Origin of the sequence: Streptomyces sp. NPDC057010 (assembly GCF_042673805.1) — a bacterium.
Taxonomy (GTDB): domain Bacteria; phylum Actinomycetota; class Actinomycetes; order Streptomycetales; family Streptomycetaceae; genus Streptomyces.
This window is the reverse complement of sequence record NZ_JBHUSC010000013.1, coordinates 121146-134965: the sequence shown is the minus strand read 5'-3', so window position 1 is coordinate 134965 and position 13820 is coordinate 121146. Positions and strand designations below refer to the sequence as shown.

Annotated in this window: 13 protein-coding genes; 5 read left to right on the top strand and 8 right to left on the bottom strand. The window is 74.7% G+C overall.

The features are described from left to right. Positions 1-155 precede the first annotated feature (155 nt). From nusB to ACFTXQ_RS15415, 4 genes are all read right to left on the bottom strand, one after another. Positions 156-584, bottom strand: coding sequence for a transcription antitermination factor NusB (nusB, locus tag ACFTXQ_RS15430; RefSeq protein WP_382640737.1), 429 nt, complete (start codon positions 582-584; stop codon positions 156-158). A 2-nt stretch (positions 585-586) separates the two neighbouring features. Further along, on the bottom strand, positions 587-1153 hold the full coding sequence (efp, locus tag ACFTXQ_RS15425; protein ID WP_382640734.1) for an elongation factor P: 567 nt from the start codon (positions 1151-1153) through the stop codon (positions 587-589). Between the two features lie 59 nt (positions 1154-1212). Beyond that, complete coding sequence (locus ACFTXQ_RS15420) at positions 1213-2319, bottom strand: M24 family metallopeptidase (RefSeq protein WP_382640732.1); 1107 nt, start codon at positions 2317-2319, stop codon at positions 1213-1215. Positions 2320-3133: 814 nt separating this feature from the next. Then, entirely contained in the window at positions 3134-4183 is a 1050-nt protein-coding gene (locus ACFTXQ_RS15415) for a phosphatidylinositol-specific phospholipase C domain-containing protein (protein ID WP_382640730.1), read from the bottom strand. Between the two features lie 205 nt (positions 4184-4388). Here ACFTXQ_RS15415 and ACFTXQ_RS15410 point away from each other — a divergent pair, with 205 nt between their 5' ends. Both ACFTXQ_RS15410 and ACFTXQ_RS15405 read left to right on the top strand, forming a co-directional pair. Then, the gene (locus ACFTXQ_RS15410) at positions 4389-5426 is read left to right on the top strand and encodes a trypsin-like serine peptidase (RefSeq protein WP_382640728.1); all 1038 of its coding nucleotides are present in this window, start codon (positions 4389-4391) and stop codon (positions 5424-5426) included. A gap of 124 nt (positions 5427-5550) precedes the next feature. Beyond that, complete coding sequence (locus ACFTXQ_RS15405; RefSeq protein ID WP_382640725.1) at positions 5551-6165, top strand: TetR/AcrR family transcriptional regulator; 615 nt, start codon at positions 5551-5553, stop codon at positions 6163-6165. Between the two features lie 182 nt (positions 6166-6347). Here ACFTXQ_RS15405 and ACFTXQ_RS15400 read toward each other — a convergent pair whose 3' ends face one another. Further along, the gene (locus ACFTXQ_RS15400; RefSeq protein WP_382640722.1) at positions 6348-7277 is read right to left on the bottom strand and encodes an oxidoreductase; all 930 of its coding nucleotides are present in this window, start codon (positions 7275-7277) and stop codon (positions 6348-6350) included. A gap of 155 nt (positions 7278-7432) precedes the next feature. Between ACFTXQ_RS15400 and cbiE the strand changes: the two genes are divergently transcribed. Genes cbiE through ACFTXQ_RS15385 form a run of 3 tightly spaced genes read left to right on the top strand, consistent with a single transcriptional unit; the run spans position 7433 to position 10201 of the window. Continuing rightward, on the top strand, positions 7433-8698 hold the full coding sequence (gene cbiE / locus ACFTXQ_RS15395) for a precorrin-6y C5,15-methyltransferase (decarboxylating) subunit CbiE (protein ID WP_382640719.1): 1266 nt from the start codon (positions 7433-7435) through the stop codon (positions 8696-8698). Next, positions 8695-9444: a precorrin-4 C(11)-methyltransferase gene (gene cobM / locus ACFTXQ_RS15390; protein ID WP_382640716.1), complete on the top strand. Its 750-nt coding sequence runs from the start codon at positions 8695-8697 to the stop codon at positions 9442-9444. The genes cbiE and cobM overlap by 4 nt, the downstream gene beginning before the upstream one ends. Beyond that, positions 9434-10201, top strand: a complete 768-nt coding sequence (locus tag ACFTXQ_RS15385; RefSeq protein ID WP_382640713.1) for a cobalt-precorrin-6A reductase — start codon at positions 9434-9436, stop codon at positions 10199-10201. The genes cobM and ACFTXQ_RS15385 overlap by 11 nt, the downstream gene beginning before the upstream one ends. 87 nt (positions 10202-10288) lie before the next feature. On the opposite strand, the gene ACFTXQ_RS15380 is transcribed toward ACFTXQ_RS15385, so the two are convergent. From ACFTXQ_RS15380 to ACFTXQ_RS15370, 3 genes are read right to left on the bottom strand one after another with little or no spacing between them, the layout of a single operon-like run. Beyond that, positions 10289-11785, bottom strand: a complete 1497-nt coding sequence (locus ACFTXQ_RS15380) for a precorrin-2 C(20)-methyltransferase (protein WP_382640710.1) — start codon at positions 11783-11785, stop codon at positions 10289-10291. After that, entirely contained in the window at positions 11782-12429 is a 648-nt protein-coding gene (locus ACFTXQ_RS15375; protein WP_382640707.1) for a precorrin-8X methylmutase, read from the bottom strand. Before ACFTXQ_RS15375 ends, ACFTXQ_RS15380 begins: the two co-directional genes overlap by 4 nt. Then, positions 12426-13646, bottom strand: coding sequence for a cobalamin biosynthesis protein CobG (locus ACFTXQ_RS15370; RefSeq protein ID WP_382640755.1), 1221 nt, complete (start codon positions 13644-13646; stop codon positions 12426-12428). Before ACFTXQ_RS15370 ends, ACFTXQ_RS15375 begins: the two co-directional genes overlap by 4 nt. Positions 13647-13820: the final 174 nt, after the last annotated feature.

Here is a 13820-nt window from a genome sequence, read left to right as displayed (position 1 = left end):
CAGCCCCCCCAAAACCGTCCCGGGCGGGTGCCGGGCCCCCCTGGGGGGCCCGGCCCCCCGCCTTTTCCGCTTCGCCCCGCACCACCCCCAAAAAGGCCGGCCCCGCAGCACGTGTGCTGCGGGCCCTCCGTTTTTCGCCGAACCGCCGGGGGCCGCTACTCGCGGCGCAGGCTCGGCTTCAGGTCCTTGAAGCGGGCCAGCAGGCCGTTCACGAACGAGGGGGACTCGTCCGTCGAGAACTCCTTGGCCAGCTGCACGGCCTCGTCGATGGCCACGGCGTCCGGGGTGTCGTCCACCCAGATCAGCTCGTAGGCACCGAGCCGCAGGATGTTCCGGTCCGCGACCGGCATGCGGTCGAGGTCCCAGTCCACGGCGTAGGTGACGATCAGGTCGTCGATCCGGTTCACCTTGTCGGCGTAACCCTCGACGAGGTCCATCGTGAAGGCGTTGACCGGCGGCTGCCGGTCGTCCGACCGGGCGTGGCGGATCCAGTCCGCGAGGACCTCGCGCACGGGCACCCCGCGCTGGTCGGCCTCGAACAGGATCTGGAAAGCGCGCTTGCGCGCGTTGCTGCGGGCAGCCACGGTTAGCTGCTCACCCGGCCGAGGTAGTCGCTGGTGCGGGTGTCGACCTTGACCTTCTCGCCCGTGTTGACGAAGAGGGGGACCTGGATCTCGTGACCGGTCTCCAGGCGGGCCGGCTTGGTGCCGCCGGTGGAGCGGTCGCCCTGGACGCCCGGGTCGGTGTGCTCGATGACGAGCTCGACGGCGGCCGGGAGCTCGACGTAGAGCACCTCGCCCTCGTGCTGCGCCACGGAGGCGGTGAAGCCCTCGATCAGGAAGTTGGCGGCGTCGCCGACAGCCTTCTTGTCGACCATCAGCTGGTCGAAGGTCTGCATGTCCATGAAGACGAAGTACTCGCCGTCCATGTACGAGAACTGCATGTCACGCCGGTCGATCGTGGCGGTCTCGACCTTCGTGCCGGCGTTGAAGGTCTTGTCGACGACCTTGCCGGAGAGCACGTGCTTGAGCTTGGTGCGCACGAAGGCCGGGCCCTTGCCGGGCTTGACGTGCTGGAACTCGACGACGGACCAGAGCTGGTCACCGTCGAGCTTGAGCACCATGCCGTTCTTGAGGTCGTTCGTGGAAGCCACGGTTGCGGAATCTCCTGCACTGGAAGACCACGGGTGCGCGCACAGTCCGGCGGAGCGGACTAGAGCGCGAGCAGCTCCTTGGTCGTAATGGTGAGTAGCTCGGGACCGCCGTCCGCCTCGGGGCGCACGACGAGCGTGTCATCGATCCGGACACCTCCCCGGCCCGGGAGGTGAACCCCCGGTTCGACGGTGACCGGCACGCAAGCGTCCAGTTTACCCATTGCCGTAGGTGCAAGCTGCGGGTCCTCGTCGATTTCGAGTCCGACGCCGTGTCCGGTCGACGGAGCGAGCGCCTCCCCGTGGCCGGCGGAGTCCAGTACGGAACGTGCCGCGTGGTCCACGTCCCGGTAGGCGGCCCCGGGCAGGAGGGCCTCCCGCCCGGCGCGCTGCGCGGCGAACACGAGGTCGTACAGCTCGATCTGCCAGTCCGCGGGGGTGGTGCCGATGACGAAGGTCCGGCCGATCTCGCACCGGTAGCCGCGGTAGTTGGCGCCGAGGCACACGGAGAGGAAATCACCCTCCTCGACGCGCCGGTCCGAGGGCCGGTGCCGGCTGCGGCCGGAGTTCGGGCCGGTGCCCACGGAGGTCGGGAAGGCGGGCCCGTCGGCGCCGTGGTCGACGAGGCGCCGCTCCAGCTCCAGGGCGAGGTGGCGTTCGGTGCGTCCGACGAGGATGGACTCCAGCAGCTCGCCGAGGGCCTGGTCGGCGATCTCGGCGGCGATCCGGAGGCAGGCGATCTCCTCCTCGTCCTTGACGAGGCGCTGCTGCTCGACGGCGGTGCCGAGGTCCGCGAGGCGGAGGTGGGGGGCCACGGAGCGCAGGGCCCGGTGCCGGGCCACCGTGAGGTGGTGCTCCTCCACCGCGAGGGAGTCGGCCCGCAGCGCGGCGGTCATGTCCCCGGCGGCGACGGCCGGGTCCCCGCCGGAGCTCGCCAGCACGGAGACCCGGAGCCGGTCGTCGAGGCGCCCCTCGTCGACCTCGCCGGTGGGTGCCCGGCCGCAGAACATCATGTCCTCGGTGGGCCCGACGAGCAGGACGGCGCCGAGGGGGGAGGCCCCGGAGAGGTAGCGGACGTTCGCCGGACGCGTGATCAGTGCGGCAGCGTTGCCCGCGGCGGCGCAGCGTTCGCGGAGCATGTCCCGGCGGGCGGCGTACACGTCTGACATGTCTTCGAGCGTACGAGCGCGTCGCCGCTCCGTCCTGGCGAGCGCGTCCGGACGGGGCCGGGGGGTCCCGGGCGCGGCGCCGCTGCCGCGCGCCTCGCCGGCGGGGCCGCGGTGTGTTCCGGGTGCGGCGCCGTTGCCGGGGCTTCGCCCCGGACCCCGTTCGCCTCAAACGCCGGCGGGGCTGGGGGGTGCCGTCGGGCGGGGCCGGAGCGGGTCTTGGGCCGGGGCCCCTCCGGAGTGTCTCCTCGGCTCGCGCACCAAGGCGTGCTGCGTCAGGGGAGGGTGGTTGCGCGCTCGTCCTGCGGGGACCCTCCTACGTGTCCCCACCCCAAGCCCCACTCCGACCCCACCCGCGCCGAGGAGAAACCAACTCCCCCAACCGGGCGCGGGGCGTGGATTGACTCACCGGGGCCGGGGCCTGCGGGTCCCCTCACCGGGGCGGTCGTGATCTCCCCCCGTATCCGGCCGGGGCCTTGGCCTGCGGGGGGAGTGGGGGCGCGCAGGGGCGTCCCCGCAGGACGAGCGCGCAACCACGCCGAGGATGTCGAAGCACGCCTTGGTGCGCGAGCCGAGGAGACGTCCCGGAGGGACCCCACGGACCGCCCCGGCAGTCCAGGCCCCGACCGGGGACACCACCCCAGCCCGCCGGCGTTTGAGGCACGGGGGCGCGGGGGCGGAGCCCCCGGCACGGCGCCGCACGCGGCACATCCAGCCCCGCCGGCGAGGCGCGCGGCGGAGCCCCGGCAGCGGCGCCGCACCCGGCACACCCCGGCCCCGCCGGCGAGGCGCGCGGCCGAGCCCCGGGGGCGGCGGGCTAGCCGCGGGGGACGACCGTGGAGAGGACCTGCGGCAGCGGGTACCAGTCCGCGGAGACGACAGAGGCGTGGCGCCCCGCCAAAAGGGCGACCCGCTCCCGCGCCTGCGCCTCACTCGGCCGCGTCCCGTCAATGGCCGGGGCCACATTATGGGCGTCGGTCGCGATCAGCAGGTAGTGGTTGCGGTCGTACCAGCCCGTGTCGATGCCGCCGCCGGCATACGCACCGGCGTCCCCGTCGAAGATCACGAACCACGGCCGCAGCGAGGCATCCGCGTAGCGGGCCACGCGCGGGTCACCGGCCTCGGCCCGGTGGACGGCCGGGAACGCGGCGGCTTGGCCGAGCCGGCCCTGGGCGGCGAGGGAGCGCAGGTGGGTGGCGTACTCGCGGTCGGTCCACAGGGTGTCGGAGCCGTTGCCCTCCTCCACGGTGCCGGGGATCAGCTCGACGATGAACCTCCCGGCGAGCGCGGCCCGGCTCGGCCAGGCCCCGGCGCGGGCGGCGGTGTCGAGGTCGGGGTGGCTGGCGGCCAGCTGCCCCGGGCGGTAGACGGCGTCGCCGAGCTTCCCGGTGAGCAGGGCGTCGAGGTCGGCCGGGCCGCGGCCGAGGTTGGCGGCGAAGCCGTCCTTGAGCTCCAGCTTGAGGACCACCGGCCGGTGGCCGGGGTGGGCGTCGTGCCAGCTGCGGATGTCGGAGAGGCAGCCCGCGAGGTTCTGGTTGCGGGACTTGGTGCGCAGCTGGGCCGGGCTGGTGGCGTTCTCGCAGTTGCTGTCGTTGCCGAAGGGGTTGTCGTGGGAGACCCGCCACGAGCTGCCGAAGAAGTTCGTCCACACGTCGAGTTCGAGCATGGCGGCGCCGGAGTCCAGCGCGTCCGCGAAGTAGGGGTACTTGGCCTTTTCGTAGGCGTTGTGCACGCCCACGCCGGTCGATCCCGCGTACGGGAGGTCGTCCGAGGGGCCCGCGGCGCCGGCCGGGGCCGTGCCCAGCGCGAGGGCGGCGGCCGCCAGTGCGGCGGTGACGGCGCCGGTCATCCGGTTGCGCAATCTCATACTCTCGACTCCTGTCGACTCGGTGGGGGTTCAAGTCGCCTGGAGAGTATGGGAGTTGGGTGGCCGGTGGAAGGCCGGGAAGTGGCGGGGCGACGGCCGGGGGGCCGCTGTGACCATGGACACGCTCCGCGGAGGGAACCCCGCCCGCCGCTCCCCCATCGAACGGAGAGTCGGGGGTGTCAGCGGGGGCGGGAGTAAGTGCCACATGTTCAGCAGGGTGCGCGGGCGGGCTGTACGGGGGACGGCCGCACGCGAGCGGGGGGTAGGCGAGCGGGCCGTACCGGGGCCGACCGCACCGGTGCAGACCGTGCGCGGGCGGGCCGTACGGGCCTCCGTGTTCTTCGGTCTCTGCGCGCTGCTCGTGGCGGGCGGCGCGTACGTGTGGGAGCTGTGGGGCGTGGCCGCCCACCGCGCGGGTGGGGATCCCGCGCTCGGCACCTACCAGCAGGACCCCGAGCGGGCCGACCGGACCGCGGCCGCCGTGCTGGACGGGATCGTCCGGGAGGACCCGAACCCGCCGACGGACGGCAAGGCCTTCGCGGGCGGCACCGTGAACTGGAAGTCGGGCGGCTGGCAGCCCTCCGACCCCCTGGAGGCCCGGCCGGCGGCCGCCGAGCCCGCGATCGGCGCGCTCTTCTCGCCCGGCTCCGACGGGGATCCCGATCACCACTGCTCGGCCGTCGTGGTCCACTCCCCCGGCGGCGACCTCATCGCCACCGCCGCCCACTGCGTGTACGGAGCGGGTTTCCGCACGAACCTCGCCTTCGCCCCCGGCTACCGCGACGGCGTGGCCCCGTACGGGGTGTGGGTGCCCACGCGGATCGACGTGGACCCCCGCTGGACCGAGGACCAGGACCCCGACCGCGACATCGCCTTCGTCCGGCTGCGCCGCCCCGGCTACCCCGGCCAGCGGCTGGAGGACGTCACGGGCGCCGAGACGATCTCCTTCCGGCCCGAACTGCCCCTGCCCGCCCGGGTCGTGGGCTATCCGAACGATTCCGAGCAGCCGCTGGACTGCCGCAACACCGCCCGTGCGGCGGGGCCGACGCAGCTGCGGATCGACTGTGCGGACGTCCCCAACGGCACCAGCGGCGGCCCGGTGCTGACCGACGGCCGCACGCTGATCGGCGTGATCGGCGGGCGCGACGGCGGCGGAGACGACGAGACCTCGTACAGCAGCTACTTCGACGACGGCGTCCGCGCCCTGTACGAGCGCGCCACCAAGCCCCCGAACCGCGTCTAGGGCGCGGGTGTCCGGGTGTGGTGCCCGACTGTGGCGTGGAGTGGTTTTCTAGAAACACCCTCTAGTTAGCGGGTTGCTAGGCTCTCCGCCACACGCACGCGCTCGACACCGACGGGACCGGAACATGTCTCCTAAGCAGCAACGCGGCGAAGCGACCGTCGACCTCCTCCTCACCGCCGCGCTCCGGGTGTTCGCCGAGTCCGGCCAGCAGGGTTTCACCGTCAACGCGGTCGTCTCGGCCAGCGGGGTGAGCCTCGGCAGCCTCTACCACCACTTCGGCAGCTTCGACGGCCTCGCCGCCGCCCTGTACATCCGGTGCATGGACATGCTGTGCGACGACATGGTCGCCGCCCTGAACCGGTGCCGTACGGCGCGCACCGGCCTGCGGTCGTGGGTGACGTCCTACCTCCGCTTCACCCAGGAGCACCGCGACGTGGCGCTGTTCCTGCACGCCTCGGCCTATTCCGGCTACCTCGTGGCGCACGCCGAGGAGATCGGCGCGGCCAAGGCGGCCAAGTTCGCGGCCATCATGGACTGGCTGCGGGTGCGCGTGGAGCGCGGTGAGATCGCCCCGCTCCCGGCGCCGGTGATCGAGGTGATGGTCATGGGCCCGCTCACCGAGGCCGCGCGCCGCTGGCTGTCCAGCACCTACGAGATCGACCTCACCGAGGCCGCCCGCCATCTTCCCGACCTCATCTGGCGGTCCCTGCGCCCGGAGCCGGAGCACGGGCAGGGCTGACCGGGGCGGGCTGCTGGGTGGTTGTCCTTACCGTCGTCGTCCATGCCGCCGAGTGTCCCCGCCCGGGGGCTTCCGGTCACGCCCGTCCCCGGGGCGCCCTGAGGCGTGCCGGGGGCGGACGGGCTCACGGGCGGGGCGCCCGGACGGGTACGGCGGTCCTCCGCCGTTCCGTGCGCGGCGGATCAGCGCGGCAGGGAGCCGTACGAGACTCCCGTGAGCTTCTCGGAGGCCGCCCAGAGCCGTTCACCGGACGTGTCGTCGAGGGTCCATCCGGCCCGCCACGAGCGGGCGGGCGCGCCGCGCCAGCCGAACCGCGGACCGATGAACGCGTCCTGCCGCACTCCGGGCGCGGTGGCCGCGTACAGCGTGGGCAGTGCGCCCCCGGCGGCGGGCTGCGCGATGACGTCGTTGGCGAGCGCGACCCCGCGCGCGTAGAGCGTGCTGCCGTCCGCCGTCGCGCCGGCGTGGAGGTTGGTGGAGGAGTAGCCGGGGTGGGCCGCGGCCGCGACGATGGTGGATCCGGCGGCGGTGAAGCGGCGGGACAGTTCGTGCGTGAAGAGCAGATTGGCCGTTTTGGAGCGGCCGTAGGCGATCCAGCGCCGGTAGCCGCGCTCGAAGGCCAGGTCGTCGTGGTCTACGTCGCCCAGCGCGTGGAAGCCGCTGGAGACGTTGACGATCCGCGCCCCGGCGGCGGCCGCCCGCAGCCGGGGCAGCAGCAGTCCGGTCAGCGCGAAGTGGCCGAGGTGGTTGACGCCGAACTGGGTCTCGAAGCCGTCGGCCGTCTGCCCGTACGGCAGGGCCATCACGCCGGCGTTGTTGATCAGCAGGTCCAGGGCTGCGTGCCGCTCGCCGAAGGCCTTCGCGAACGCCCGTACGGACGCCAGGTCCGCGAGGTCGAGCTCGGCGAACTCCGCCTTCGCGCCCGGTACTTCGCCGCTCAGCCGGGTCACGGCGGCCCGGCCTCGCGCCGCGCTGCGGCAGGCCAGCACCACGGCGGCGCCGCGCCGGGCGAGCTCGCGGGCGGCCACGTAGCCGATCCCGCTGTTGGCTCCGGTGACGACGGCGGTCCGGCCCCTCTGGTCGGGGATGTTCGTGGCGTTCCAGCCGGGCATGGCAGCTCCCTCGCGACACGGTGGGTTACCGAGGGTAGACGCATGGCCCGGGCATCGGCAGTGGGGGTCGGCAGCGGTGCCCGCGGGCGCAGGCCAGTAGGCTGCGGATCCGCATCCGTGTTCCGCTTCCCCATCCCGTTCCGAGGTACCGCGCAGTGAGCTCCGCACCGCCCCCCATACCCGTGACGGTCGTCGGCCTCGGCGCCGACGGCTGGGCCGGGCTCACCGCCGCCGCGCGGTCCGCGCTGTCCGGCGCCGAGGTCCTGATCGGCGGGCCGCGCCAGCTGGACCTGCTGCCGCCCGCCGACTGCGCCGGGCTGCGGGTGGCGTGGCCGAGCCCGCTGCGGCCGGCCGTGCCGAAGCTGATGGCCGAGCACGCGGGCCGGCGGATCGCGGTGCTCGCGAGCGGCGACCCGATGTTCTACGGGATCGGCCGCGCCCTCGCCGAGGAGCTCGGGCCGCGGTTCCTGCGCGTGCACCCGCACCCCTCCTCCGTCTCCTACGCCTGCGCCCGCCTGGGCTGGCCGGTCGAGGACACCGAGGTACTCACGGTCGTCGGCCGGCCGGTGGCCAGGCTCGCGGCCGCCCTGTACGAGGGGCGGCGGCTGCTGGTGCTCAGCGCCGGAGCGCTGTCCCCGAACGAGATCGCTGCTCTGCTCCGAGAGCGGGGCTTCGGCCCGAGCCGGATGCGGGTGCTGGAGCAGCTCGGCTCCGAGCGCGAGGACTCGTACGAGGGCGTGGCCGACGGCTGGGACCACCCGCCGGGCGATCCCCTGAACGTGGTGGCCGTGGAGTGCCGCCGCGACGCCTCCCACCCGGCCCCCCGGCTCGGCGCGACCCCCGGCCTGCCGGACACCGCGTACGAGCACGACGGCCAGCTCACCAAGCGCCGCGTCCGGGCCGCGACCCTGTGCGCGCTGGCCCCGGCCCCCGGCGAGCTGCTGTGGGACATCGGCGGCGGCTCCGGCTCCATCGGCATCGAGTGGATGCGGACGCACCCCTCGTGCCGGGCGGTGGCCGTGGAACGCGTACCGGAGCGGGCGGCCCGGATCACCCGCAACGCGGCGGCGCTCGGCGTGCCGGGCCTGCGCGTGGTCGTCGGCGCGGCCCCGGAGGCCCTCCCCGGACTGCCCGCCCCCGACGCGGTGTTCATCGGCGGCGGCCTGACCGCGCCGGGGCTGCTCGACGCCGCCTGGGCGGCGCTGGCCCCCGGCGGCCGGCTGGTGGTCAACACCGTCACCCTGGAGTCGGAGGCGGTCCTCGCCGACCGCTACCGCCGGCACGGCGGCGAGCTCGTGAAGCTCTCGGTCGCGCAGGCCGTGCCGGTCGGCGGCTTCACGGGCTGGCGTCAGGCGATGCCGGTCACCCAGTGGTCCGTGACGAAGCCGTCGAACGACCCGAACGAGAAGGATCAGACATGACCGTGTACTTCATCGGCGCGGGCCCCGGCGCCGCCGACCTCATCACGGTGCGCGGTGCCCGGACCCTGGCCGCCGCCCCGGTCTGCCTGTACGCGGGCAGCCTCGTCCCGCGCGAACTGCTGGCCGAGTGCCCGGCGGACGCCCGGCTGGTCGACACCTCGCAGCTGAACCTGGACGAGATCATCGCCGAGTGCGTACGGGCGCACGCGGCGGGCCAGGACGTGGCGCGGCTGCACTCCGGCGACCCGTCGATCTTCAGCGCGGTCGCGGAGCAGATGCGGCGGCTCGACGCGGCCGGCATCCCCTACGAGGTCGTCCCGGGCGTCCCGGCCTTCGCGGCGGCGGCCGCCGCGCTGAAGCGGGAGCTGACCGTGCCCACCGTCGGCCAGACCGTGATCCTGACCCGGATCGCCCAGCAGGCCACCCCCATGCCGCCGGGCGAGGACCTGGCCACGCTGGGCCGCAGCGGCGCGCTGCTGGTGCTGCACCTGGCCACCCGCTACGTGGACCGCGTCGTCGACGAACTGCTGCCGCACTACGGGGCCGAGTGCCCGGTGGCGGTGGTGGCGATGGCCAGCCGCCCCGACGAGCTGATCCTGCGCGGCACGCTGGCCGACATCGCCGCCCGGGTGAAGGAACACGGCCTGGTCCGCACCGCGGTCATCGTGGTGGGCCGCACGCTGGGCGCGGAGCAGTTCCGCGACAGCCACCTGTACTCCCCCGAGCGCGACCGGCATGCCTGCTGACCAGGGCTCGCTGCCGACCCGCCACGTACTGATCCTGGGCGGTACGACGGAGGCCCGCCGCCTCGCGGAGGAACTGGCCACGGCGCCGGGGCCGCCGCGCGTGACGACCTCGCTCGCGGGGCGGGTCGCCGCACCCGTACTGCCCCCGGGTGAGACCCGGATCGGCGGCTTCGGCGGCCCGGCCGGCCTCGCGGCCTGGATCGGCGCGCACCGGGTCACCCACCTGGTCGACGCCACCCACCCGTTCGCGGAGCGCATGAGCTTCAACGCCGCCGAGGCCGCCGCGAGTTCGGGCGTCCCGCTGCTGGCGCTGCGCCGCCCCGGCTGGACGCCCGGCCCCGGCGACGACTGGACCTTCGCCGACTCCCTCGCGGACGCGGCGGCGGTCCTGCCCGGCCTCGGCGGGCGGGCCTTCCTGACCACCGGCCGGATGGGCCTGCACACCTTCGCGCACCTCACCGACACCTGGTTCCTGGTGCGTTCGGTGGACCCCCCGGCCGCGCCGGTGCCGCCGCGCCTCGAAGTCCTGCTGGACCGGGGCCCGTTCACCCTCGACGACGAGCGTGCGCTGCTCGCCCGCCACCGGATCGACGTACTGGTGACGAAGGACAGCGGCGGTTCGGCGACCTCCCCGAAGCTCGCCGCGGCCCGCGAGGCCGGCATCCCGGTCCTCGTCGTACGCCGCCCCGCGGTCCCGGCGGGCGTACCGGAGGCGGACTCGGTGGCCGCGGCCCTGGACTGGCTGGCCGGCGCGTAGCGGGCAGCGGACCCGCAAAGCCCGGGTGCCCGGGGCGTTCACCGCCCCGGGCACCCGGGCTTTCGACACCGCCTCACCCGGTCGGGGTCACGGGTAGCGGCGCGGCGTCCACGTGATCCGCGACCCGTCGGGCCGTTCGGTGACCTGCGTCTGGGAGGAGCCGATCAGCAGGAGCGTCCGCATGTCCACCTCGGACGGCTCCAGTTCGGCGAGGGTGACGATCCGCACCGACTGCTCCGGTCCGCCCACGTCGCGCGCGACGACCACCGGCGTCGCGGGCGAGCGCAGCTCCAGCAGCAGCTCGCGGGCCTTGGCCACCTGCCAGGTCCGGCTGCGCGAACCGGGGTTGTACAGGGCGAGGACCAGGTCCGCGGCGGCGGCGGCGCGCAGCCGCTCCGCGATGACCTCCCACGGCTTGAGCCGGTCGGAGAGGGAGAGGGTGGCGTAGTCGTGGCCGAGCGGCGCACCGGCCGCGGCGGCCGCCGCGTTGGCCGCGGTGACGCCCGGCAGGACCCGTACGGGCACGTCCTTGTACTCCGCCTGCCCGGCGACCTCCAGGACCGCGGTGGCCATGGCGAAGACCCCCGGGTCGCCGCCGGAGACCACGGCGACGCGCTGTCCGCGGCGGGCCAGGTCGAGGGCGAACTCGGCGCGCTCCGACTCCACCTTGTTGTCGGAGCCGTGCCGGATCTGGCCCGGCTTCACCGGCACCCGGTCCAGGTAGGTCGTGTAGCCGACCAGCACCTCGGCGTCCGCGAGGGCGCGCCTGGTCTGCGGGGTCAGCCACAGCGGGCCCGCGGGGCCGGTGCCGACGACGGCGACCTCGCCGGGGCCGGAGGGGACGCTGCCCGGGTTGCCGATCCGGCTGGGCACCACGGCGACGGCGAAGTACGGCACCGATTCGGGGTCGGTGTCGGCGAGCCGGCCGGTGCGCTCCCCTTCCATGGTGGCGCGCTCGACGTAGCGGGCCTCGGCGAGCCGGCCGCTGTTCTCCATCGCGCCGCGCACGGCGGGGAAGGTCCGGCCGAGCTTCATCACGACCGCCGAGTCGGTGGCGGCGAGGCGGGCGGTGAGCTCCTCCTCGGGCAGGGTGCCGGGGAGGATGGTCAGTACTTCCTCGCCCTCCACGAGCGGGGTGCCGAGCCGGGCGGCGGCGGCGCTGACGGAGGTGACGCCGGGGATGACCTCGGTCTCGTAGCGGTCCGCGAGCCGCTTGTGCATGTGCATGTAGGAGCTGTAGAAGAGCGGATCGCCCTCCGCGAGTACGGCCACGGTGCGGCCGGCGTCCAGGTGCGCGGCGAGGCGGGCGGCGGCGGCCTCGTAGAACTCCTCCATCGCGCCCTGGTAGCCGCCGGGGTGGTCGGTGGTCTCGGTGGTGACCGGGTAGACCAGCGGCTCCTCGACGTGGTCCGCGCGCAGGTGCTTCGCGGCGATCGAGCGGGCGATCGAACGGCCGTGGCGGGCGCTGTGGTAGGCCACGACATCGGCTTCGCCGATCACCTCGACGGCGCGCAGGGTCATCAGGGAGGGGTCGCCGGGCCCGAGCCCGACCCCGTACAGCCGCCCCTTGGCGATGTCGCTCATTCTTCCTCGCTCGCGATCGCGTTGACGGCGGCGGCCGCGATGGCGCTGCCGCCGCGACGGCCCCGTACGATCAAGTGGTCGAGCCCCGAGGGGTGTTCGGCGAGGGCGTCCTTGGACTCGGCGGCGCCGATGAAGCCGACGGGGACGCCGATGACGGCGGCCGGGCGCGGTGCGCCCTCCTCGATCATCTCCAGCAGCCGGAAGAGCGCGGTCGGCGCGTTGCCGACGGCGATCACCGAACCCTCCAACAGGCCCCGGTCACGCCAGACTTCGAGGGCGGCGGCGCTGCGCGTGGTGCCCATCTTCGCGGCGAGTGCGGGAACGGCCGGGTCGGAGAGGGTGCAGATCACGTCGTTGTCGGCGGGCAGCCGCTTGCGGGTGACCCCGCTGGCGACCATCTGCACGTCGCAGAGGATCGGCGCACCGGCGTGGAGCGCGGCGCGGGCGCGCAGCACGACCTCCGGGGTGTAGCCGAGGTCCTTGGGCAGGTCGGTCATCCCGCAGGCGTGAATCATGCGCACCGCGACCTGGGCGACGGAGGCGGGCAGCCCGGAGAGGTCCGCCTCGGCGCGGATCGTGGCAAAGGACTGGCGGTAGATCGCGGCGCCGTCCTTCTCGTACTCAAACACGGTGTACTCGCTCATTTCTTCACTGCGGCTTCGGACACTGGGGGTTGGTTGCGGGCGGCGGCGAGGGCCGCGGCGAGTTCGTTGCGTGCCACCGGGTCCGTGCCGAGCCGGTACCCGTCGGGCGTGGCCACCAGGTCCACCCAGGCGGTGCCGCGCGGGTGCCCGCAGCGGCGTTCGCAGCCGGACCAGTGCACGGGCAGCGGGCCCCGCGCCCGCTCGGCGACGGCCCGCGCGTCGGCGCGTACGTCGGCGAGGGACTTGGCACATCCGGGGCGCCCGGTGCAGGCGGTGACGGACTCCCAGGGGCTGTCGGGCGAGGTGACGAGCCCGGCGGGGCGGGCGGTGGTGCCGGTGACGAGGATGCTGCGCCAGGGCGTGATCCGCAGTTCGCCGGGCAGGGCGCGCCACTGGGCGGTGCTCAGCCGGCCGAGGGGGACCAGGACGCAGAGCGCGTCCCCGTGCACGCCGGCCGCGGGCGGGTCCGCGTACGGCCGGGGCGCGTCGGCAACGTACCGCGCGCGCATGCCGCACGCTGCGAGCCGGTCCGCGAACCGGCTTCCCTCCAGGGCGTGTTCGGGGGGCAGCTCGGCGATCCGCCAGGCCCGTGTCCCGGCGGCGGCCGCGGCGTCGAGGAAGTGGAGGGCTGCCTCCAGCCCGGCCCGCGCGGCATCGCCGGCGGCCACCTCGACGGCGTCGGGCGCCGAGCCGAGCCGGACCAGCACCCGGCCGCCGGGCTGCGCGAGCAGGGTGACGTCGGGGTCGAGGGCGGCCACGTCCCCGCGGCCGTCGTCGACGGCGAACAGGAACCGGCCGGACAGGGCGGCGGCCTTCGGCTCGGCGCAGAGCGCCTCGTCCAGGGCGCGCACCGGGGCGGGGTCCGCGAGCGGACTGGCGACGATGTTCCGGATCCGCTCGTGGCTCGGCCGGGGCAGCAGCCCGACGGCGGCTAGCAGTTCGGCCAGCCCGCCGCCGCAGCCGTCGGCGAGTCCGCGCAACTGCACGTTGCCGCGCGAGGTGAGCTCCAGGTGCCCGTCCCCGAACCGGTCGGCGGCCTCCGCGAGCGCGGCGGCCTGCGCGGCGTCGAGCAGCCCGCCGGGGATCCGGACCCGCGCCAGGAACCCGTCGTCGGCCGCGTGCAGGCGCAGCGCTCCGGGGCAGGCGTCGCCGCGCTCGCGTATGACGGGTTCGTCCCGCGATGCGGCGGAAGGGGGCTGGGGCATGGCGGCGAGCATACCCACGATTCCCCTCCCCCGACCTGTGTCCGTCACCACCCCACCCGGCCACGCCCGGCCAATCCAGCCCCGCCGGCGTTTGAGGCGCGGGGCCCGGGGCAGAGCCCCGGCAACGGCACCGCACCCGACGCCCACCCGCCCAAGCCGGCCCACGCCGGCGCAAGCACAACGGCA

Bases quoted from the DNA above. Each gene is read 5' to 3' on its own strand.
- ACFTXQ_RS15420 (WP_382640732.1), bottom strand. From the start codon at position 2,319: ATGTCAGACGTGTACGCCGCCCGCCGGGACATGCTCCGCGAACGCTGC.
- ACFTXQ_RS15415 (WP_382640730.1), bottom strand. From the start codon at position 4,183: ATGAGATTGCGCAACCGGATGACCGGCGCCGTCACCGCCGCACTGGCG.
- ACFTXQ_RS15405 (WP_382640725.1), top strand. From the start codon at position 5,551: ATGTCTCCTAAGCAGCAACGCGGCGAAGCGACCGTCGACCTCCTCCTC.
- ACFTXQ_RS15410 (WP_382640728.1), top strand. From the start codon at position 4,389: ATGTTCAGCAGGGTGCGCGGGCGGGCTGTACGGGGGACGGCCGCACGC.
- ACFTXQ_RS15370 (WP_382640755.1), bottom strand. From the start codon at position 13,646: ATGCTCGCCGCCATGCCCCAGCCCCCTTCCGCCGCATCGCGGGACGAA.
- cobM (WP_382640716.1), top strand. From the start codon at position 8,695: ATGACCGTGTACTTCATCGGCGCGGGCCCCGGCGCCGCCGACCTCATC.
- ACFTXQ_RS15385 (WP_382640713.1), top strand. From the start codon at position 9,434: ATGCCTGCTGACCAGGGCTCGCTGCCGACCCGCCACGTACTGATCCTG.
- ACFTXQ_RS15400 (WP_382640722.1), bottom strand. From the start codon at position 7,277: ATGCCCGGCTGGAACGCCACGAACATCCCCGACCAGAGGGGCCGGACC.
- ACFTXQ_RS15375 (WP_382640707.1), bottom strand. From the start codon at position 12,429: ATGAGCGAGTACACCGTGTTTGAGTACGAGAAGGACGGCGCCGCGATC.
- ACFTXQ_RS15380 (WP_382640710.1), bottom strand. From the start codon at position 11,785: ATGAGCGACATCGCCAAGGGGCGGCTGTACGGGGTCGGGCTCGGGCCC.